Origin of the sequence: Brevibacillus sp. BC25, from assembly GCF_000282075.1 — a bacterium.
In the GTDB taxonomy this organism is placed as follows: Bacteria; Bacillota; Bacilli; order Brevibacillales; family Brevibacillaceae; genus Brevibacillus.
In genome coordinates this window covers 21030-42016 of the sequence record NZ_AKIX01000069.1, presented here as the reverse complement: position 1 = coordinate 42016, position 20987 = coordinate 21030, and the positions used below count along the sequence as shown (strand labels likewise).

The following is a 20987-nucleotide window of genomic DNA, read 5'->3' as shown; positions in this document are numbered from 1 at the left end:
CATTTAATGATAGACTCATTAACGCTTTCGCTGTTCAGTTTTCAAAGAGCATTTTTCACAACAACCACTTCATCTTATCAGGTTGTCCAGGCCGTGTCAACAAGTTTTTTTAACGTGTTTTTCAGCGACCTCATTAATCTACCACAAACTCCGAAGGAAAAGCAAGAACTAATTTCACATCATTTTTCGTGATCGATTAAGTAAAAAAGAAGAACAGGTATTAATATAACACTTAACCTTTTTAAGTGCAAGTAAAAAAATAAAAACCACCTGAGGTTTTCTCAGATGGTTCTATTCTGCAAGACTAATCGCGGTTACGCATATGAGGGAACAGCAGTACGTCGCGAATAGAAGGAGAGTTGGTCAACAGCATTACCAGACGGTCAATTCCGATTCCTAATCCTCCAGTTGGCGGCATACCATACTCAAGCGCTTCAATGAAATCGTCGTCCATATCATGCGCTTCGTCGTTACCAGCTTCTTTTTCCAATAGCTGTGCTTCAAAACGTTCACGCTGGTCAATTGGATCATTGAGCTCTGTAAATGCATTAGCATGCTCACGAGCTACGATAAACAACTCAAAACGATCCGTGAATCGCGGATCCTGATCATTTTTCTTCGCCAATGGCGAAATCGCCACAGGATGACCGTAAACAAAGGTTGGCTGAATCAACGTATGCTCCAGCTTTTGCTCAAAGAATTCATTTACTACATGTCCGAACGTATGGTGAGGCTCAACAGATACGCCATGCTCTTTTGCCAAAGCACGTGCTTCATCGTCGCTCATTTCCTTCCAGAAATCGACGCCGAGATTTTCCTTAATCAAATCTACCATGTGTACACGACGCCATTTTGGTGTCAGGTCAATCTCGTTGCCTTGGTACTGAATTTTCATAGTGCCCAATACTTCCTGTGCGATATGAGCAACCATTTCTTCAGTCAGGCTCATGATATCCTGATAGTCGGCATATGCTTCGTACAGCTCAATCATCGTGAACTCAGGGTTGTGGCGAGTAGAGATCCCTTCGTTGCGGTATACACGACCGATCTCATACACCTTTTCCAGGCCACCAACAATCAGGCGTTTCAAGTGCAACTCAATTGCAATACGCATATACAACTGCATATCCAATGCATTGTGGTGCGTGATAAATGGACGAGCAGATGCACCACCAGCAATCGCATGGAGTGTAGGTGTTTCTACTTCCAGATAGCCGAGGTTGTCCAAATAACGACGCATTGAAGTCAGAATGCGGCTACGAGTAATGAACGTATCACGAACTTCTGGATTCACAATTAAATCCACGTAACGCTTACGGTAGCGAGTCTCGATATCTTTGAGACCATGGTATTTCTCAGGCAGTGGACGCAGTGATTTGGTCAGGTAGGATAGTTCCTTTGCTTTTACACTGAGCTCGCCGGTTTTTGTTTTGAAAATAACACCAGTTACACCGATCATGTCACCGATATCAGCCAAATCAAATACTTTGCTCAGCTCTTCGCCAACGGTATCCTGACGGACGTAGATTTGAATCTGACCGGAACGATCCAGCAGTTGAGCAAAGCTCGCCTTACCCATTCCACGTTTCGCCATCAAGCGGCCTGCAATCGTAACCACGTTCTCTTCCGCTTCCAGCTCTTCCTTGCTCTTTTCGCTAAAAGCTTTTGTTATATCTGCAGCGTGATGCGTTTGCTCGAATTTTTTACCGAACGGATCAAAGCCCCACTCACGCAATTGATTCATTTTGTCGTGACGCACTTGAAGAAGCTCGTGGAGCCCTTCCTGTTGCTGTTCTTCTTGTTGAAGGTCCTCTTGCTGGAGGTCTTGCTCGTTTGCCATTTCACTCACTCCTCTAAAAAATGCCTGCATTAACAATTTTGTACAGACTTTTATAATAGCGATACGGCGTACCTCGCAAAAGGTACGCCATAGATCGACTGCTTACAGGTTAATATCAAGAATCTCGTACTGAATGACTCCTGCCGGTACGTTTACATCAACAATCGCGCCTTTTGCTTTGCCGAGGAGCGCTTGCCCTACCGGGGACTCGTTGGAAATCTTGTTGTTCATCGGATCGGATTCAGCAGAACCTACAATCGTGTAATCCATAACATCACCGAACTCAAGATCTTTCAGCTTCACGCGGGAACCAACACTTACAACACCTGTATCTACATCTTCATTTGTGATGATGCGGGCATTGCGCAGCATTTTTTCCAGGGTCAGAATGCGACCTTCAATGAACGCTTGCTCATTCTTTGCTTCTTCGTATTCAGAGTTCTCACTGATATCTCCAAAGCTAATCGCTTCTTTAATACGAGCAGCTACTTCCTTGCGTTTAACCGTTTTCAAATCTTCAAGCTCTTGTTCCAGCTTCGTTAAACCTTCTGGTGTAAGGATGACTTCTTTTTCAGACATGGTTCAATTCCCCCGTTTTAAAAAATGATTCCATTTATACTGGGTAAAGTACAAAGGATTATATGTAGATGTTCCATACAATATACAGCAGAATGCAATCGTCTGTGAGGTTCATAGGTAAAGCTGCCAGTGTGGACTGGCAGCTCGGCTCCTAATATTACGGAGTATTATAGGATATGAAGGAACCCTTGTCAATGTCTGGAATGAACCGCCAATTTTAGTAGCTGACAGCCTCATCACCTGCTGTTTCCAGCGGTTCTTCACTGTCATCTGCGTAGTTTTCGATCCAGTCGACAAAGTTCATGAGGACGCTGCGAAGCTCCTCTTCTGTCTCAACCGCATTCACGAGATTTTTCGTGTGCGTCGAGCCCTTCAAGCCTTTCAAGTAATACGCCGCGTGCTTACGCATTTCAAGGACGCCCACTCGCGGACCCTTCAGCGCGATTAAACGCTCTGCGTGCAATAAACAAATATTCATCTTTTCACGTGCGGATGGCTCCGGTCCGAGCTCTCCCGTCGTCAGGTATTGAATGGTGCGATACAGCATCCATGGATTTCCGAGCGCAGCGCGTCCAATCATGACACCATCGCAACCCGTTGTATCCAGCATGCGTCTCGCATCCTCAGGGGTAGCGACATCCCCGTTACCAATCACCGGAATCGAAACGGTTTCCTTCACCTGACGGATCCAGTCCCAATCAGCTTTCCCTTTGTACATTTGTACGCGGGTGCGTCCATGAACAGCAATCGCTTTGCCGCCTGCACGTTCTACTGCCTTGGCGTTATCCAGTACGTACAGATGATCTTCGTCCCAACCCAATCTCATCTTCACGGTAACTGGTTTGTCGACCGCGTCGACCACAGCAGATACCACTTCGTAGATTTTATCTGGATCGAGCAACAGACGCGCACCTGCATCACAGCTCGTAATTTTCGGCACAGGACAGCCCATGTTGATATCAATGATATCCGCATTCGTATGCTGGTCTACATATTTCGCCGCACTCACCAAGGTTTCCTTGTCTCCACCAAAAATCTGCAAACTTAGTGGTTTTTCGCGCTCGTCGACAAACAGCATATCCATCGTTTTTTTGTTTCCGTGCACGATGCCCTTGTCGCTTACCATCTCGGCGCAAACCAATCCAGTACCGAACTCCTTGGCAATCAGACGAAAAGCAGGATTACAGACACCTGCCATTGGAGCGAGAACTACGTTGTTTTTTAATTCGATATTGCCGATTTTCATCTATTTTCGCCTCCTTATTCCCGCTTAGTCGGGGTCTTGGAGAGGACAATCCTATCCAAACTTCATTACATCACTTATTTATAGCACATAATTCATCGTAGTCTACCTGTAAAGTGCTGGCGATCTTCCGTAATACAGGCTCTGTTGGCGTACGAGTTCCTCTCTCTAGTGATCCAACAAAAGACAGTGACACTCCCATCTTGTCCGAAAGGGACTGTTGCGTATACCCTTTTAGCTTTCGGAAGGACCGGATTCGATTTCCCAGTTGATTGATCCCCACTCACGTACCCCCTTGTGATCTTCTACCAATAAGGAAAGATAATGATCAATGGTCTGGTTATGCTCTGGTAAAACGCCGCCTTCCCAAACGTCTCGGAGCGGCACGAGTACAAAAGCACGCTCGCTCAGCCCGGGATGAGGAATCATGAGATTGTCTTGCGAAACACGAGATGTCCCGTACAACAGTAAGTCAATATCAATCGTGCGCGGTCCCCACCGAACCGTTCGTACACGACCCAGCTCTCGCTCTACTGACAAAGCCGTCTCTAGCAGCTGATCCGGGCTCTGTTCTGTTTCCACAGCGATCGCCATATTCAGAAATGCGTCTTGTTCGACGTTACCAAATGGATCAGTCTCATAAACAGAGGAGACACGAAGCACGCGAATTCCAGGTTGCTCGTTCAATCTCTGTATCGCCCGGCGCAAGTTCTGTGCCCGATCCCCAAGATTGGAGCCTAACGCCAAATACGCACAAACTGTCATGAAGCAAAATCCTCTCTTCTACGGATCATCTCAATCGCAACCGACTCATAATGCCCATTGATCGGCGGATTCGGCTTGGTCACTTTTGCTTTAACTTCATGCAAAGGGAATTGCTCCAATAGACGTTCTGCTATCACAGCAGTCAGTTTTTCTATCAGATGAAATCGTTCACCCTCGACAATTTTTTGCACACAAGTAAAGATATCGGCGTAATTGACTGTATCGTGAAGATCGTCACTTGCTCCGGCCTTAGATAAATCGAGCGATAGCTCCAGATCGACATAGAACCGTTGGCCCAGTTCAGCCTCTGCTCCAAACACACCGTGGTATCCGTAAAAAGACATGCCATTGAAGTAGATTTTATCCAAGGTTAAATGCCCCCTTTTAGCATCGCATCCATCATCTTCGTCACGCGCTTCATTTCTTTGACATCATGCACCCGTACCATATGGCAGCCTTTTACCGCCCCGAGGGCAACTGTCGCTGCGGTACCTTCGACTCGTTCATCTACAGGCACGTCGAGAACATGACCGATCATCCGCTTGCGTGAAGTGGCAAGCAGAACGGGATAGCCCAGCCCTACCAGATCATCCAGCCTGCGCATCGTTTCGAGATTTTGCTCGACACTCCTTACAAACCCGATCCCCGGATCGAGAATGATACGCTCCTGTTTTACCCCTGCCTGCAAGGCGATCTGTACTGACTCACGCAAGTCTTTAATATAGTTTGGGAAAAAGTCGTGATAGTCCGTGTCTTCGCGATTGTGCATCAGGATAATGGGCACATCGAGACGAGCAGCTACCTCTGCCATCCGCGGGTCACGCTTCGCTCCCCATACATCATTAATGATATGTGCCCCTTCTAAAACAGCCCGTTCTGCAACCGCCGCTTTGTATGTGTCAATGGACAGCGGAACAGACAATTCCTGCGAAAGTATCCGAATGACTGGTAGCACTCTGTCCAGCTCCGTCGCCTCATCGACTGCTTCCGACCCCGGACGTGTCGATTCTCCCCCGATATCAATCAGGTCAGCTCCGGCCTCAACCATCGCACGCGCTTGTGCCAGTGCTGCCTCCACATCGACATAGCGACCGCCATCTGAGAATGAATCAGGTGTCACATTCAAAATGCCCATGACTAGCGTGCGCTCCCCCAGTGGCAGGACATACTTACCACAATTCAGCTCACGCCGCGCACGAAGCTTGGCAGGCATAGCTAAAACTTCCCGTACCTCTGCCGCCAACGCTCGTAGTTCTTCTGTTTGGGTTTTCATATGATCCAACGCCAAATCCATCTTCGTGTGTGAAGCCAACAGCAGCACGTATTTTTTGTCGACAGTACCCGGTTGGTCTGAAAGAATGGCTTCCGCATCGAAAGAGTGCATAATCTCTCTCACACTCTGTGCTGTTGCCACACTCATGTTTTCCGTGTGAATCTTCAGGCTCGTCCCCGCTTCCGCCATACGTTCGGCTTCCACAACAGGAACACCCCTTTTGACAAGCTCCGATACCATCTCAGCGAAGGTCGCAGCATGGATTCGAAATGAATTGTATTTCATGATCAAACTCCCTTTATCCGTCTTCGCACATTGAATAGTAGCATACCATAATTTACTCGCTAGCCGCTACAGACTGACGGTAGGCGCGGTGCAGTTCGCACGAATGTGTACCATATGTCGAAGGGACGCAATGCCCGTCAATTTCGGTAATCGGAACGATCTCTTGCACGGAATTTGTCGTAAAGACTTCATCGGCGTTGAGCAGATCTTCTAAGCGATATCGACCTTCTTCGGCAGGCATCGATAATTGCTGTGCCAAAGTCAAAACATGTCGCCGCGTTACCCCATCAAGAATGCCCGTATCAATAGAAGGGGTAAACAACTTGCCGTTCTTGACCCAGAACACATTGCTCACAATTCCTTCCGCCACGAAGCCATCATGCGTCAAAAACAGACCTTCCACATCGGGACGGGCACCGAGTTCTTGTCGAGCAAGAGCATTGTTTAAGAAATTGTGCGATTTAAAGCGCTGCTGGCCTTCCGCTGTCTGTCTAGCCAACGCCAATGTCTGCAATCGCTTAGGCGGAGGAGGTACTACCAGAGGTGCTACAGGTTTGGCAAATACGAATAAGGACGGACTCTCGTACCCCCCTGCTACCAAGCCCACTCCTTCTGCGCCAGCCGTAATACTCAAGCGGACGTAAGCATCACGCAACTCGTTGGCATCTATGGTCATCAAGATGGCGCAAGCGAGCTCTTCCTTTGTCCAAGCAGGTTGAATCTGCAACGCAAAAAGCCCGGAACAAAGCCGGGCGTAATGAGCATCCCATAAAAATAGCTTGCGGTCGTATACACGTAACGTTTCAAACAAACCAATACCGTACAAAAACCCGTGGTCCAATACCGATACTGTAGCCTCGTGAGCCGGACAAATCGTCCCGTTAACATAAACGTGCATCTGCGCTCTCTCCCGATAATATAGTCGAGAGCATCATATCACATTTCCGAAGAAAGTCCCGTTTCCCCCGAGCGTTTGCCGTGTACGAAACGCGAGATAGTAATAGAGATTTCATATAAAACGATGAGTGGCACAATTACCATAATATCGGAAAGGAAATCAGGCGGCGTAATCGTAATCGAGATGATTGCGAGCACCAGGTAGGCCGGCTTCCGCATTTTTGCCAAACGATGCGGGTTGAGAATCCCTAAATGGCTCAAAAACAAAACAATCACCGGTAGTTCGAAAAGCAACCCAAACGGCAGGCACAGATTGAGCATAAAGGTGAAGTAATCATTCGCTGTAATGACCAGCTCAAAATTCCCGTTAGATAGCCCCAACACAAATTTGTACATCATCGGAAAGAGCACAAAGTAGGCGAAGGAAAGCCCGAAAATAAATAGCAGGAATAGAGCCGGGATATACATGAGCGCCACTTTTCGCTCTCTTTCTTCCAATGCGGGCACCACAAAGCGCCAAACTTGATAAGCGGCAACCGGAATTGTGATCGCAAGTGCACCGACTGCGGCCAGCTTCACATAGATCGACAGGATATCTCCCGGCCCAAGAATCGCCAGCTTTTCCCCTGAATGATTCGCTAATGCCAAATAAATATGATCCACAAACAAAAAGCAGATAACCATACTGACAACAAGAACGGACAACACAATCAGAATTCTGCGGCGCAAGTCTGTAACATGCTCAAGTATAGGCATCTCTTTGCTCACTCGAACTCCTCCTCATGCGCGGAAAAAGGCAGTGCGTCTCATGTACGCACCGCCTTCACTCAGGCTGGATTAGTTGATTCGTTTCAACGCTTCTTCTGGAGCCTTCTCTTTTTCTTTTTCATCATCGTCTTTGGTCAAATCTTTTGCTGCGGTTTTAAATTCGGTCAAGGTTCGTCCAAAAGCACGACCGATTTCTGGCAGTTTACTCGGCCCGAAAATCACCAAAGCAATGATCAGGATCAGAATTAATCCAGGAATACCGATGCTCGACAGCATAATCTGTTACACTCCTTGTCCTAGAAACCTGTAATAGCAATCACGCTCGGCATGGCTACTGCATTTCCGCCTTTAGGCCAGTGGCTGGTTGGCTTGTCATACGACTTCAGGTTTTCACCTGGATGCTGTACGGCCAGGAACAGTGTTTTTTCATCAGGGGTGAACCAAGGACCTGTCATTTCAGCGCCTACTGGTGCAGACGCGAATTGTGCGGCTTCACCCTTGTTGTTACCCGTTGTTGGAATGAAAAACACACCATTGTTTCCAAAGGATTTATAAATGCCGCTGTTCATCGACGAGGACGAGATATCTGTCACGATCCACAGGTTACCCGCGCTGTCGAAAGCCATGTTGTCTGGTGCCGCAAAACCGCTTTGTGGTCCGCCTGCTGCAAAAATCTCAAACGTAAACTCCAAGCCTGCATGGTTGTTGTCATTCTCGAACAGACGAACGATTTGTCCATAGAAGTTGCCATGCTTGTCGTTGTTGGTCAGGGCAATGAAGACGGAGCCATCAATCGGATGTACTTCCAGGTCTTCTGGGCGATCCATCGGGGTAGCCCCTACTGCTTTGGATGCATCTCGGCAGTTGAGAAGCACGTCAGCCTGAGAAGCGAACATCGGTTTGCCATCTGCATTGACTGCTTTTTTTAGTGCTTCGTTTGTTGCGAAATCCAACGCAATCCACTTGCCCTTACCGAAGTTGGCAACGTACAGTGTACCCTCTTCCAGCAGCTTGGAATTGTTTTTCCCTGCCTTCGGATCGTACTTGCCTTTGGAAACATACTTGTACACGTATTGGTCTTTCGCATCATCCCCCATGTAAACGACCAGTTGTCCAGTCGGAGCTAGAACCATTGCCGTGTTTTCGTGGGAGAATCTGCCCAGCGCTGTATGCTTTTTCGGAGTCGATTTTGGATCAAATGGATCTACCTCAACAACCCAGCCATAATGCTCGGCTTCAGGCAGCTTGCAATCGCCGACGACGTCCATGTAGTTTTCCTCGCAGGAAAGAATTGTATTCCACATCGTCACGCCGCCGGAGCAGTTCGCAAATGTTCCGGTTACTTCTTTAGCAATGGAAGCTGCTGGACCCGTCAGCACATGCTTGGTCAGCCCGCTTACCCGACGACCATATTTGGAATCGGAAACAAGCTTCCATGTGCCATTTTCTTTTTTGATTTCAATAATGGAACCGCCCAGTGCATACAAGTATTTTTCGATTTGTGCAGGGGTACGTTTGTTGTCCTCAGAATCAGCATTCAGATAGTCATAACCGTTTACGTAATATTCCAACTCACCTAAATATTCGTGATTTACCCACAAGAGGCCATGATCGGACTTGCCTTCGATTGGCAGGAAACAGGTGAAGTCGTTGTTGAACCCGAAGGTATCTCCTGCTGCATTGATTTTATCGCCATAAGAAGCCACTACATCGTATTTAAAACCGTCCGGCAGTACAACATCGTCTTTTGTAGTCGGATGAATTTCTTTGAATTTCGGATTGAAGTTATGCTTCTTTGTATCGAGACCAAACAGATGATCGGCCGTTTTTCCTGATAGGTTACCGCCAGCTGCCAGGGCAGGAATTCCCGTTGCCACCGAAGCCAACGCCGCTGTCCCTACTCCAAGATAAGTCAAAAACTGTCGACGATTTACATCCATTTACTATCTCTCCTTTTTTGCCTTCTTCGTTTTCATTGTACAAGCCGTATATCGAGGAACCATGAATGTTATATAAAGAGTATGTAAATAAAAAACCGCCCTCGTAAAAAGGCGGTTTTCCTGTCGTATCTATGTGTTAACCTGTCGTATGGCGCGCGTATGCAGTAAGGAAGTTCTTCAGCAATTGTTTGCCGTGCTCGGTAATAATCGATTCAGGGTGGAACTGGACGCCTTCGATTGGGTACTCCCGATGGCGCACAGCCATAATTTCACCTTCGGCTGTCCGGGCGGTTACTTCCAGCTCACTCGGAATGGACGCTTCCTCAATAATCAAGGAATGGTAGCGTGCCGCCGTAAAGGGAGAAGGAATGTCCTGAAAGATAGTTTTGCCATCATGGAAAACTTCCGACGTTTTTCCGTGCATCAAGCGCTCGGCCCGAATGACTTTTCCGCCAAACACTTGCCCAATGGACTGATGGCCCAAACAAACACCTAAAATCGGAATTTTTCCGGCAAAATGGCGGATAACATCCATGCTGATCCCCGCTTCATTTGGCGTGCACGGTCCTGGAGACACCATCAAATAATCAGGTGCCAATCGTTCGATTTCTTCCAGTGTAATTTTGTCATTGCGATACACTTGTAGCTCTTCCCCAAGCTCTCCCACATACTGCACCAAATTGTAGGTAAAGGAATCGTAGTTATCAATCATCAAAATCATCGTACACTCATCTCCTCTCAACTCATCGTTCTCTGCTCGCTCAACTCAAGCGCTTTCCACAACGCTTCTGCCTTTTTCAATGACTCGGCATACTCGGCCTCTGGAACCGAGTCAATCACGATACCCGCTCCAGCCTGGACATGAGCTACGCCATCCTTGATCACCATAGTGCGGATGGCAATGTTGACCTCGATATCACCATTGAAGCCAAACCAGCCGATTGATCCCGTATAGACGCCTCGCTTGACTGGCTCCAGCTCTTCGATGATTTCCATCGTGCGAACTTTTGGCGCTCCGGTAATCGTCCCTCCCGGAAAAGTCGCTTCGATCACATCAAGCGCATCCTTGCCTGCTGCCAGCTCTCCTTTGACGTGAGAGACGATATGCATGACGTGGGAATATTTCTCCACGACCATGAATTCGCTGACCTCCACACTGCCAAAGCGACAGACACGGCCCATGTCATTGCGCTCCAAATCAACCAGCATGACATGCTCTGCGCGTTCCTTTTCATTATCAATTAGCTCACGTGCCAACGCATCGTCTTGCTCATCCGTTAATCCACGTGGACGTGTACCGGCGATCGGACGCGTATGCAATTCCTTGCCTTTTACCTTTACAAGTAGCTCTGGCGAAGCACTAACTAATTGAAATTCAGGGAAGCTCAGATAGCCCATATAAGGAGACGGATTCAGCTTGCGAAGCACATCGTACACTTCTGGGGCAGTCACCTGTACCGGCTTACTTTGCCGTACCGACAGATTGACCTGAAAAACATCCCCTTGGGCGATGTACTCCTGCACCCGACGAACGGCATCCTCGAATTGGTCTTTGGCAAAGGATACTGACGCTGGCACTAGCTTGGCAAGCGGTTTTTTACGCAAAGCTTCCCAATCTGTCTCATCGCGATCCATTGCCAATGAAGCAATCGAGTCCATGCGTTTTTCCAGGTGGAATGCTGCTTGTCGATAGCTCTCTTCGGTCAAATTGTCCGCGCTCAAATGCGTCAGGCAAATGATCTCTCGGGTCTCATGATCAAAGACAAGAAGGTCTTGCATTATCATAACATACAGGTCTGGCAACTGTAAGTCGTCAGTCGCTATCTGTGGCAAGCTCGGCTCAAAAAAGCGGTTCATCTCATAGCTGATATAGCCTACAGCGCCCCCAGCAAAATCTGGCATACTTGGAAGCGCAGGCGTACGGTAACGAGAGAGCAGCTCTCGTAAAGCATTCAATGGGTTGTGAGTCTCTATGCTCTCGATTTTTCCTTCTGGGTACGAAACAATGGTTTCTCCTCGCTGACTGCGCAGCGTAGCGATAGGCTCATATGCCAAAAAGGTATACCGCCCAGCTCGTCCACTTTCCAACAGGACAGCATGTTGCAGAGAAGGCTGTAGTTTTGTGAGCACCTGCCACGGATCAATCGTCGAAGACCACGGTTTACGCAGGGCAAGGGGGACCAACGGATAAGATAAGGCATACGTCTGGCAATCAGCAAAGGTAGGGAACATTCTTCCTCTTCACGCTCCGGTTTTCACTATTTATCCGTTCATTATATAGTTGCCTGACACAAAAAGAAAAGACCACGTCGCCAACGTAGCGCTCCGTGGTCTTGCGGTATTTTTTTACAATTAATCTTCGAACTGATACAGAGGCGTGGACAAATAACGCTCCCCATTCGAAGGAATGACAACGATCACTTTTTTGCCTTTTCCGAGCTTCGCTGCTACTTGCAGAGCCGCATGAATCGCTGCTCCAGACGAAATCCCGCCGAGAATACCTTCCTGACGAGCAACACGACGCGCGGTTTCAAAAGCGTCCTCGTTTTCTACTTTAATGATTTCGTCGTAAATTTGTGTATCGAGAATATCTGGAACAAAGCCAGCCCCGATACCTTGGATCTTATGTGGACCTGGTTTGCCGCCGGACAAAACTGGCGAAGCCGCAGGCTCAACAGCCACGATTTGTACATTCGGATAGTGTTCACGAAGAACCTGCCCTACACCCGTAATCGTTCCGCCTGTACCAATACCGGAAATAAACGCATCTACGCCGCCGATTTCCTTCGCTTGGTCCAGCAGCTCACGAGCAGTTGTCTCACGGTGAACGGCCGGGTTTGCCAGGTTTTTAAATTGTTGCGGAATGAAATACGAGCTATCTTCTTTCGCCAGCTCTTCCGCTTTGCGAATCGCTCCGCCCATCCCTTCGCTACCTGGTGTGAGAACCAGCTCCGCACCATACGCACGCAACAGGTTGCGTCGCTCAATACTCATCGTCTCTGGCATGACCAGAATAGCACGATATCCTTTTGCAGCAGCAACCATCGCGAGTCCAATACCGGTATTTCCGCTCGTAGGTTCAATGATGGTATCACCCGGTTTCAGACTTCCATCTGCCTCTGCTGCCTCAATCATCGACAACGCAATTCGGTCTTTTACACTGCTGCCCGGGTTGAAGAACTCCAGCTTCAAGTAAATGTCTGCAATATCTTCGGTGACAATACGATTCAGCTTTACAAGCGGAGTAAATCCAATCAAATCGGTAATGGAATTAGCCACGCGCATATGTTCTGCCCCTCCTATTTTTAATAACCGAGTAAAACGCTAGGATTTATTGACATAATTATATCAACGGTAGCCTATTTGGTCAATGAGGCATTTGCCCAGAAATCTGGACCCCTACCGATTTTCGCAATCGCTCCAGCACGACATCCAGCGACTCGACCTGAGCAAATGCGATTTCTCGGCGCAACTCATCTTTTACCTCTTCAAACGTCCGTTGACTGGCTTCCCTGCGCTCTGTCAGTTGATAAATGACGTAATGATCTTCTATTTTGATCGCTTCGCTATATTTATCTTTCTCCAGCTTTTCTACGATGGGCTTCGCTTCGTCAGGCAATCGATTATCCTTGATGGAAACCCAGCCTACATCGCCGCCGTTCACCGCAGTATCCGCATCAATCGAGCGTTCTTTGGCAATCGTCTGAAAGTCTGCCCCGTTTTTTAAATCAGCCAAAACTTGTTCTGCTTCTTTTTGGGAAGCCACGACGATCTGCCCTAAACGCATCTGCATCGGTCGGGTATAACGGTCAGATCGGCTATTGTAGACGTTTAGTACTTCTTCATCCTTGATGGTCATGTCCTTCGTTGCCAGGGTTTGCAGCAGGATTTGGTAAGAAATCTCCTGCTTCAGGGCTTCCACGGTCGTCCCCGCTTGTTTTAACAGCGCAGCTTCAAACTCGCTGTCTGTCCGACTGCCGTAACTGTCGCGAATCTGGGAAAGCTCTTGGTCCAGCTGCTTCGGATCAACCGTGATGCCGGAACGCTTCGCCTCTTGAAAAACGACTTCCCGATTAATCATGTCGTTTAGCACTTGCTTACCGAACTTTTGTTTCAGCGCCGTTACATACTCATCGTTGCTAATCGTCTTATCCCCTACGATGGCGGCAGGCTGCAGCTTGCCTGATGCCTGGTACCATGCCCAGGTAACGGCAAGCAGCAACAATACGAGCGCGCCAATGAATGCCCACAACCCTTTTACGTTGGTCATGCCAACACTCCCCTACTTGACGCCGCGCTTACATGTCTTTCAGGATGTCTTCCAACGCGGATCTGTCATAATGGTAACGTTCATTACAGAAATGACAGTGTACTTCAGCTTCGCCCTGTTCCTCAATCATACCTTTCATTTCTTCGCGTCCCATGCTGATCAGTGCCTGAACAACCTTATCCGCTGTACATTTGCAGCTAAATTGAATCTCCGTGCGGCTCAGGATTTTTGGCTCATCCAATACGCGGGCCAAAATCTCTTCAGGAGTCAAGCCTTCGCCAATCATGCGCGAAACCTGTGGAAGTTGTCCTAGGCGTTCTTCAATTGCTGCTACAACCTCTTCTGGCGTATTCGGCAACAGCTGAAGAATAAATCCACCCGCAGCTAAAACAGAACGGTCCTCAGGGTTAACCAGTACACCCACACCTACTGCTGAAGGCGTTTGCTCGGACATCACAAAATAATAAGTGAAGTCTTCCCCAATCTCACCAGAGACGATCGGCGAGCTGCCTTGATACGGCTCCTTGAGACCGAGATCTTTCGTTACGTACACAAACCCGTCTGTTCCCACTGCACGCGCTACATCGAGCTTACCTTTATCGTTTAGCTCAAAGTGGACATGCGGGTTGGATACATAAGCGATTCCTTCACCATGTGCGTTTGCTTCCGCCATGATCTGCCCGATTGGTCCGCCTCCTTTTACTTTGACATGGAGGCTCTCGTTTCCTTTTAACATAGTCCCCATCATCAAGGTAATAGTCAGCGTACGTCCCGCTGCTGCTGTCGCTGTATTCCACATGTCGTGACGACGACGCATTTCTTCGACAGATTCTGTCGTGCGTGCGGCAAATGCACGAACATGCCCATTAAAACCAGTTGCTCTTATCATATAATCGCCCATGTAGCGATCCTCCTTTTCAAACTACCTCTTTACATAGTGAAAAAAACATGAAGCTATCTTACCAGTTTACCACAAGGAGAAAAAGACTACGCTTCTCCCACTGTGAGTCTGACACTTTGTGAATTCGACCATTTCTGACAGAAAAGACCCCTCTGTAAGAAGAGGGGCCGAATTAACTAAATCCTATGTTAGGTTAAATAATCTTTTAATACGTGTGAAGCTTTTTGCGTACGCAATCGGTCAATCGTCGTCGCTTCAATTTGGCGAATACGCTCGCGGGTAAGACCGAACATTTTCCCCACTTCCTCCAGCGTATACACTTGATCATCATAGAGACCATAACGCATGGAGATAATTTCTTGGGCGCGGGGACTAAGCCGCTCCAACGCTGCGCGCATTTGCGAGCGAAGATCTACCTTTTCAATCCAGTCATCCAGAGAGGACAACCCATCATCCATGATTTCTGCGTAGCTCAAGCTCTCGTCTTCATGCCAAGCCTGCCATTTCTCACTATCCAGCTCAGCGTCGATGGACTCCATCTTCATCATTAAAGCCAGTTCGATGGCTTCCACCTTTTCTAGTGGAATATCCAAGAGTACGGCAATCTCCTGCCGATCAGGCGTACGGTTCAAAGCGTGGACGAGATGTAGTACTTGCTTCTGATACTGGCGAATCTGCTCATGCATGTGGACAGGAATGCGAATCAAAGTTGCTTTGTCGTTGATGGCACGGGTGATCGCTTGAGAGATCCACCAGTGTGAGTAATGATAGAGACGCACGCCACGTCCCACATCAAATTTGTCAATCGCGGTAAACAAACCTATCGTGCCCTCCTGAATCAAATCCAGGAATGGCATCCCTCTTTTCAAATGGCGCAAAGCGGTACTAACTACGTATCGTAAATAGGCGCGCACTATCGTTTCACGTGCTTCAAGATCGTCATCCCTTTGATAGCGAATCAGGCAAGCAAGCTCTTCTTCTTTGTCCAACATGGGTGTTGCAGCGACGCTTTCCAAAAACAGTAGAGCAGATGTGTCCGATCGAAGTGATCTAGGGACAACAATTCCCAACTGTGTCTCCACTTCCCGCCAGCGACGGGGAGTTGAATGGAACGAGGAGGTACTCAGAGTCATATGCAACCCTCACTTCTCTGGAATGGAAGTTCACGATGAAGTAGGTGAGTCACGGAATGTTTTACTGTATCCGTATTTCGACAAAACCTGTTTGATTCCTGCCAGTTAACAGAATATTAACAGTTCTCCTCTCCGAATAGTTGATGAAAGCCCTTTCATAGGTTAGAGTTAAAAGTTTATGAAGAAAAAGCCATCCCATTAACGAAGGATGGCAAAAAGACAATGTCGAATCTTCTGATAAAACAGAAGGCTACTGATACAAGTGACAGGCGACGAAGTGGTTGGTGTCTACTTCCTGCCAAATAGGCTTCTTTTCGGCGCATACGGCTTTGGCTACCGGACAGCGTGTACGGAATACACAGCCGCTAGGTGGATTAATCGGGCTGGGAACGTCACCTTCGATAATGGTGCGCTCACGGCTTTTCTCCAAATCGGGGTCGGGGACAGGAATGGCCGATAACAACGCCTGCGTGTAAGGATGCTTCGGTGATTCGTAAAGAATTTCACTGGCAGTCATCTCGACCATATTGCCCAAATACATGACGCCAATACGGTCACTGATGTGCTTGACCATCGCCAAATCATGCGCGATAAACAAATACGTCAGCTTTTGTTCCTGCTGCAATTTCTTCATTAAATTAACGACCTGTGCCTGAACCGAAACATCGAGTGCGGAAATCGGCTCATCGGCAATGATGAAGGTAGGATTGACGGCAAGCGCCCGAGCAATCCCTATCCGTTGTCGCTGACCACCGCTGAACTCGTGCGGGAAACGGTTGGCATGCTCTTTTTGCAAACCAACCATCTCTAACAGCTCAATCACACGCTTCATTCGTTCCTTCCCTTTATATAGCCCATTAAGATGCAGGCCCTCCGAAATGATTTCCGCAATGTTCATTCGGGGATTCAGAGAAGCATATGGGTCCTGAAAAATCATTTGCATATGGCGTGTCAGCTTACTCCGCTCAGCAGATGATGCCTGATGGACGTTTTGCCCATCAAAAATAACCTCACCTGTCGTCGGTTGATACAATCCGATGATTGTGCGGCCTGTGGTCGATTTGCCGCAGCCAGATTCCCCTACCAGTCCAAACGTTTCCCCCTCGTATATATCAAAGGAAACATTGTCCGCTGCCGTAAGTGAGAGCCCTTTACCCAACGTAAAGGTTTTTGTCAGGTTCTTTACCTGGACCAGCTTCTTTCGTTGCATCTGGCCACTCCTCCCCGTTATCCGTTTACCAGTATCGTCTGGAGACGCAATGTTCCTTTTCGAGCTTGTAGCCATCCAGCTTGACGATCTCGATGACGCTTCGTGAATCCGGAGAATGAATCATTTCGCCATTCCCCATGTAAATGCCCACGTGATGGACTCTGCCTTTCCCCTCTTCATGGGCAAAAAACAGCAGATCGCCCGGAAGCAAAGCTTCTTTTTCCACGAGTTGTCCGGCTTTTGCCTGATCAGATGCATCACGCGGAATCTGGAGACCCACGGATCGGTGCATGTTGTACGCAAATCCCGAGCAGTCATACCCGTAAGAGGACATGCCGCCCCATAAATAATGCAGGTTGAGGAATCGCTTACCTGCTTCTACGATTGCCTCTCCGCGATTATCGGAAAGCTCGATGTGCTCGTTTGCTTTTACGATTTGGACGTCTGCTTTTGGCAAAAGTCCTGTGCCGTTCGGTGTCGCTACCGTTACCCAGTCCGCGGTTTCCTCGATCAGCGGCAGTTTGGTCAAAAACGCAAGCTCCATGTCTGGTTTTTGGTCAGGTGTATGTAGACGGGTAAACGCCGCCGTGACCATCGCCAGCTTTTCGCCTTGCTGTACCTCAAAGGCATCTGACCACGGTGCTAGCTGACGAGACGGAACCCAGCCCGGATACCCTGTTGCGTTCTTGTTCGTAGTCTGATCAGGAATCAGAATTTGTGACCATTCCCCTTGCTCCTCGACTACCTCTACGCGCGTACCGTACAGCGCTTGTGTTTGAATCGCGTTATTGTCGTAAAAACCAAGCTTCTCCTCAACAGTAAGGGAAGCGAGCCAGCTTCGTGCATCTACCGGCGATTGGAGTGCCACTTGGTCAATATCACGCGGCGACTCCGGCTTGGTCCACACAGTGGCGATAGAAACAGAAACAATGGCAGTTTTCATCTTAGTTCTCCCCCTCCCACAGGCTGACGGAACGAATACCGAGCCCAGACTCTTCTGGCATGCGCATCAAGCGTCCCTCGTACGTTACGCCACCTTCTATGCCATCGTGCAAAAGCATCAACGGAGCATCGAAATCAAAGCGGGTGATGTTCTTCTTACTAGCTGCAAAATGAGCTGCCGCTGATACAGCCAGACGCGATTCGATCATGCTGCCAACCATACATGGAATACCGTACTCTTCAGCCAATTGGTTGATCAATTGTGCTTTGTAAATGCCGCCAGCCTTCATCAGCTTGATATTAATCATGTCAGCCGCACGGTTTTGCAAAACCTGTAGGGCCTGTGCTGGTGAAAACACACTCTCGTCAGCCATGATTGGCGTATCGACCGAATCTGTTACCCGCTTCAAACCTTCCAGATCATGCGCTTTTACAGGCTGCTCAATGAGTTCGATGCCAAGACCCATGTCCTCCATTTTGCGAATGGATTGCACCGCTTCTTTTACATTCCATCCCTGGTTGGCATCAAGACGAATCTTCACCTGATTGCCCACGGATTTGCGAATTTCCTGGATGCGCAAAATGTCATCCTCGATATTGTCCTTGCCGACCTTGATTTTCAGTACATTAAAGCCTTGCTTGAGATAGGCAGCCGCATCCTCACCCATTTCTTTCGGGGAGTTCACGCTGACGGTATAGTCCGTTTCCAATTGATCACGGTAACCACCCAGGAATTGATACAGCGGCATTCCTGCGCGCTGAGAAATGAGGTCGTACAACGCAATGTCAACCGCTGCCTTCGCACTCGTATTTCCTACCATGGATTGATGCAAGGTTTGGAAAACTCGTTCATAGGCAAGCAAATTCAAGCCGATGAGCTGAGGTCTCGTCGTATTCATAATTGCCGACTCGATGCTCTCGATGCTGTCGCCAGTAATGACGACAGTAGCCGAAGCTTCGCCCCACCCGACCATACCGTTGTCGCAGGTGATTTTCACTAAAATGGACTCCAGACTGTGCACCGTACGCAAAGCGGTTTTAAAAGGCTTTTTCAATGGAACAGATATTCGTTTTACTTCGATGGCTTGAATAATCATGTTTTCCTCCATCTTCTCCAGTACTCGTGCTTTCTTTAGCTGTGTTTTTTCTAATAGACATACTAAATTATAGCACTATTAAAAATTCTAGCAAAAAAGGGGGGAGAGTCATTCCATCCGCCTGAAATGACTTCTCCCAACTCACTCTTTCTTACTTCACGACAGCTTTTCTCAGATCTGTATAGCTCAGTGAAGAACTTTGAATACCACTCACCTTGTCGCTTGAGAGCAAGGAAGTGTTGTAGAAATAAAGCGGTGCGATTGGCGCTTCATCCAACAAAAGTTTTTCTGCGTCATGTAGCAGTTTCAGACGTTTTGCATCGTCTGGCTCCTTGTATGCGTCTTGGATCAGCTTGTCGAATTGCGCATTGCTCCAGCCGGTACGATTGCTTGCTGCCTTCGATTGGAAAATGTCGAGGAAGTTGATCGCATCACCGAAGTCAGGCAACCAGGAAGAACGAGCAATTTGATACTGTAATTGCTTTTGCATATCCGTCAAAACTTTTCCTTCTACTTTTTGCAGCTTCACATCTACGCCCAGCGTCTGCTTCCACATTTCTTGCGCGGCTTGTGCCGTTTTTTCGTTAGCCGTTCCGCTGCGGTACGTGAGTGTAACCTCTGGCAGCTTTGTGTAGCCTTTTTCTTTCATTCCTTGTTCCAGGAGCTTCTTCGCTTCATCTGGGTTGAAGTTCACCAATTCTCCGCCTACTTCACGGAATTGTCCTTCACCGTTGGCATCAGGCAAACCAAAAGACACGAAGCCTGTTCCCGGTTTTTGTTGACGCATCAGCACCAGGTCGACCAGCGTTTGACGGTCAATCGCCAAGCTAAAGGCTTTACGAATATTGGCGTTATCAAATGGCTCCTTCGTTACGTTGAAACGATAGAACTCTGTACCTGCTCCATCACGCACGAATACTTTGCCGTCTTTGAACAATTGGTCTGCCATGTCTGCAGGAACAGTTGTCGTTCTGTGCAGCTCTTCGTTCGTAAACATTTGATACTCGGTATTCTCGTCATCAATCATTTTCCAAACGGCACCAGGCAGGGTTACATTAGCCGCGTCCCAGTACGTATCGCTCTTCATTATTTTCAGTTCACTGTCATGTGCCCACTCTGTCAGCTTGAATGGTCCGTTTCCAACAAAGCTTGCTGCTTCTGCCGCCCATTTCGGATCTTTTTCTACAGTTGCTTTGTGTACAGGGAAGAAAGCTGGGTTGGATGCCAACAGAAGCGTCCAGGAAGCTGGTTGAGCGAGAACGACCTCTAGTGTCTTGTCGTCCACCGCTTTTACTTTTACGCCATCCGCCGGTCCTTTACCGCTGTTATATGCCTCCGCTCCCTCAATAATGTACGCGAGGGATGCTGCCGGAGATGCCAGTGCAGGGTCAAGCATGCGTTTCCACGCGAATTCGAAGTCCTGAGCCTTTACCGGTTCACCATTGGACCATTTGTTGTCACGCAGGGTAAAGGTGTAGGTTTTTCCATCCACGGAGACTTTCCATTCGGAGGCGGCCGCTGGTTGAGGCTTTTGATTTTCGTCCAGGCGAGTCAAGCCTTCCATCAAGTTGTTCAAAATGTTATAAGACGGCTCATCGAAGCCAATCGGTGGGTCCAATGACGTCGGTTCCTTGATATTATTCAGCAACAGGAGTTTTGCCGCTTGATCGCCCGGCGTCGGAGCATTTGGCTGAGCCGTGTTGCCTGGTGCAGGCTCACTCGGTGCAGCTGGTTGTCCCGATGTACATCCAGCCATGAGCATGGACACACCCAGTGTAGCCGTCAGCAACAATGTTGATAGTTTTTTCACTGTTTCTTCCCCCTTATTTTTTGTTTTTGTATGA

Annotated in this window: 21 protein-coding genes; all 21 read right to left on the bottom strand. The window is 48.2% G+C overall.

Annotated features, from left to right (window positions below; translation table 11 throughout):
• Positions 1–304 precede the first annotated feature (304 nt).
• The 21 genes from lysS to PMI05_RS19030 all read right to left on the bottom strand — a co-directional run bounded on the left by lysS (position 305) and on the right by PMI05_RS19030 (position 20953).
• Positions 305–1840, bottom strand: coding sequence for a lysine--tRNA ligase (lysS, locus tag PMI05_RS19130; RefSeq protein ID WP_007725267.1), 1536 nt, complete (start codon positions 1838–1840; stop codon positions 305–307).
• Positions 1841–1942: 102 nt separating this feature from the next.
• Complete coding sequence (gene greA / locus PMI05_RS19125) at positions 1943–2419, bottom strand: transcription elongation factor GreA (RefSeq protein WP_007725265.1); 477 nt, start codon at positions 2417–2419, stop codon at positions 1943–1945.
• A gap of 217 nt (positions 2420–2636) precedes the next feature.
• Positions 2637–3665: a tRNA dihydrouridine synthase DusB gene (dusB, locus tag PMI05_RS19120; protein WP_007725261.1), complete on the bottom strand. Its 1029-nt coding sequence runs from the start codon at positions 3663–3665 to the stop codon at positions 2637–2639.
• Positions 3666–3735: 70 nt separating this feature from the next.
• On the bottom strand, positions 3736–3945 hold the full coding sequence (locus PMI05_RS30135) for a helix-turn-helix domain-containing protein (protein ID WP_007725259.1): 210 nt from the start codon (positions 3943–3945) through the stop codon (positions 3736–3738).
• Entirely contained in the window at positions 3897–4427 is a 531-nt protein-coding gene (folK, locus tag PMI05_RS19110; protein ID WP_007725257.1) for a 2-amino-4-hydroxy-6-hydroxymethyldihydropteridine diphosphokinase, read from the bottom strand. Before folK ends, PMI05_RS30135 begins: the two co-directional genes overlap by 49 nt.
• Entirely contained in the window at positions 4424–4795 is a 372-nt protein-coding gene (folB, locus tag PMI05_RS19105; RefSeq protein ID WP_007725254.1) for a dihydroneopterin aldolase, read from the bottom strand. Before folB ends, folK begins: the two co-directional genes overlap by 4 nt.
• 2 nt (positions 4796–4797) lie before the next feature.
• Positions 4798–5985: a dihydropteroate synthase gene (folP, locus tag PMI05_RS19100; protein WP_007725251.1), complete on the bottom strand. Its 1188-nt coding sequence runs from the start codon at positions 5983–5985 to the stop codon at positions 4798–4800.
• Positions 5986–6037: 52 nt separating this feature from the next.
• A complete protein-coding gene (gene pabC, locus PMI05_RS19095; protein ID WP_007725248.1) occupies positions 6038–6883 on the bottom strand; it encodes an aminodeoxychorismate lyase in 846 nt (281 codons plus the stop codon).
• Positions 6884–6921: 38 nt separating this feature from the next.
• On the bottom strand, positions 6922–7650 hold the full coding sequence (gene tatC / locus PMI05_RS19090; RefSeq protein WP_007725246.1) for a twin-arginine translocase subunit TatC: 729 nt from the start codon (positions 7648–7650) through the stop codon (positions 6922–6924).
• A 69-nt stretch (positions 7651–7719) separates the two neighbouring features.
• Entirely contained in the window at positions 7720–7926 is a 207-nt protein-coding gene (tatA, locus tag PMI05_RS19085; protein WP_007725243.1) for a twin-arginine translocase TatA/TatE family subunit, read from the bottom strand.
• A 20-nt stretch (positions 7927–7946) separates the two neighbouring features.
• Positions 7947–9590: a PhoX family phosphatase gene (locus PMI05_RS19080; protein WP_007725242.1), complete on the bottom strand. Its 1644-nt coding sequence runs from the start codon at positions 9588–9590 to the stop codon at positions 7947–7949.
• A gap of 136 nt (positions 9591–9726) precedes the next feature.
• Positions 9727–10311 carry an aminodeoxychorismate/anthranilate synthase component II gene (gene pabA, locus PMI05_RS19075; RefSeq protein ID WP_007725240.1) on the bottom strand — a complete coding sequence of 195 codons (585 nt, stop codon included), beginning with the start codon at positions 10309–10311 and terminating at the stop codon, positions 9727–9729.
• Between the two features lie 17 nt (positions 10312–10328).
• The gene (locus PMI05_RS19070; protein ID WP_007725238.1) at positions 10329–11822 is read right to left on the bottom strand and encodes an anthranilate synthase component I family protein; all 1494 of its coding nucleotides are present in this window, start codon (positions 11820–11822) and stop codon (positions 10329–10331) included.
• A 120-nt stretch (positions 11823–11942) separates the two neighbouring features.
• Positions 11943–12875, bottom strand: coding sequence for a cysteine synthase A (gene cysK / locus PMI05_RS19065; RefSeq protein ID WP_007725236.1), 933 nt, complete (start codon positions 12873–12875; stop codon positions 11943–11945).
• Positions 12876–12957: 82 nt separating this feature from the next.
• Positions 12958–13860, bottom strand: a complete 903-nt coding sequence (locus PMI05_RS19060; protein WP_007725234.1) for a peptidyl-prolyl cis-trans isomerase — start codon at positions 13858–13860, stop codon at positions 12958–12960.
• 28 nt (positions 13861–13888) lie between these two features.
• Positions 13889–14761, bottom strand: coding sequence for an Hsp33 family molecular chaperone HslO (hslO, locus tag PMI05_RS19055; RefSeq protein WP_007725230.1), 873 nt, complete (start codon positions 14759–14761; stop codon positions 13889–13891).
• A 188-nt stretch (positions 14762–14949) separates the two neighbouring features.
• Complete coding sequence (locus PMI05_RS19050) at positions 14950–15894, bottom strand: RNA polymerase sigma factor RpoD/SigA (protein ID WP_007725227.1); 945 nt, start codon at positions 15892–15894, stop codon at positions 14950–14952.
• A 250-nt stretch (positions 15895–16144) separates the two neighbouring features.
• A complete protein-coding gene (locus PMI05_RS19045; RefSeq protein ID WP_007725224.1) occupies positions 16145–17104 on the bottom strand; it encodes an ABC transporter ATP-binding protein in 960 nt (319 codons plus the stop codon).
• A gap of 25 nt (positions 17105–17129) precedes the next feature.
• Positions 17130–18047, bottom strand: a complete 918-nt coding sequence (locus tag PMI05_RS19040) for an NlpC/P60 family protein (RefSeq protein WP_007725221.1) — start codon at positions 18045–18047, stop codon at positions 17130–17132.
• Position 18048: 1 nt separating this feature from the next.
• On the bottom strand, positions 18049–19143 hold the full coding sequence (locus tag PMI05_RS19035) for a dipeptide epimerase (protein ID WP_007725218.1): 1095 nt from the start codon (positions 19141–19143) through the stop codon (positions 18049–18051).
• A 151-nt stretch (positions 19144–19294) separates the two neighbouring features.
• On the bottom strand, positions 19295–20953 hold the full coding sequence (locus tag PMI05_RS19030; protein ID WP_007725214.1) for a peptide ABC transporter substrate-binding protein: 1659 nt from the start codon (positions 20951–20953) through the stop codon (positions 19295–19297).
• Positions 20954–20987: the final 34 nt, after the last annotated feature.

Excerpts from the sequence above, each read along its gene's own strand:
- lysS (WP_007725267.1), bottom strand. The coding sequence starts at position 1,840 with ATGGCAAACGAGCAAGACCTCCAGCAAGAGGACCTTCAACAAGAAGAA.
- greA (WP_007725265.1), bottom strand. The coding sequence starts at position 2,419 with ATGTCTGAAAAAGAAGTCATCCTTACACCAGAAGGTTTAACGAAGCTG.
- dusB (WP_007725261.1), bottom strand. The coding sequence starts at position 3,665 with ATGAAAATCGGCAATATCGAATTAAAAAACAACGTAGTTCTCGCTCCA.
- folK (WP_007725257.1), bottom strand. The coding sequence starts at position 4,427 with ATGACAGTTTGTGCGTATTTGGCGTTAGGCTCCAATCTTGGGGATCGG.
- folP (WP_007725251.1), bottom strand. The coding sequence starts at position 5,985 with ATGAAATACAATTCATTTCGAATCCATGCTGCGACCTTCGCTGAGATG.
- pabC (WP_007725248.1), bottom strand. The coding sequence starts at position 6,883 with ATGCACGTTTATGTTAACGGGACGATTTGTCCGGCTCACGAGGCTACA.
- tatA (WP_007725243.1), bottom strand. The coding sequence starts at position 7,926 with ATGCTGTCGAGCATCGGTATTCCTGGATTAATTCTGATCCTGATCATT.
- PMI05_RS19080 (WP_007725242.1), bottom strand. The coding sequence starts at position 9,590 with ATGGATGTAAATCGTCGACAGTTTTTGACTTATCTTGGAGTAGGGACA.
- pabA (WP_007725240.1), bottom strand. The coding sequence starts at position 10,311 with ATGATTTTGATGATTGATAACTACGATTCCTTTACCTACAATTTGGTG.
- PMI05_RS19070 (WP_007725238.1), bottom strand. The coding sequence starts at position 11,822 with ATGTTCCCTACCTTTGCTGATTGCCAGACGTATGCCTTATCTTATCCG.
- cysK (WP_007725236.1), bottom strand. The coding sequence starts at position 12,875 with ATGCGCGTGGCTAATTCCATTACCGATTTGATTGGATTTACTCCGCTT.
- PMI05_RS19060 (WP_007725234.1), bottom strand. The coding sequence starts at position 13,860 with ATGACCAACGTAAAAGGGTTGTGGGCATTCATTGGCGCGCTCGTATTG.
- hslO (WP_007725230.1), bottom strand. The coding sequence starts at position 14,761 with ATGGGCGATTATATGATAAGAGCAACTGGTTTTAATGGGCATGTTCGT.
- PMI05_RS19050 (WP_007725227.1), bottom strand. The coding sequence starts at position 15,894 with ATGACTCTGAGTACCTCCTCGTTCCATTCAACTCCCCGTCGCTGGCGG.
- PMI05_RS19045 (WP_007725224.1), bottom strand. The coding sequence starts at position 17,104 with ATGCAACGAAAGAAGCTGGTCCAGGTAAAGAACCTGACAAAAACCTTT.
- PMI05_RS19040 (WP_007725221.1), bottom strand. The coding sequence starts at position 18,047 with ATGAAAACTGCCATTGTTTCTGTTTCTATCGCCACTGTGTGGACCAAG.
- PMI05_RS19035 (WP_007725218.1), bottom strand. The coding sequence starts at position 19,143 with ATGATTATTCAAGCCATCGAAGTAAAACGAATATCTGTTCCATTGAAA.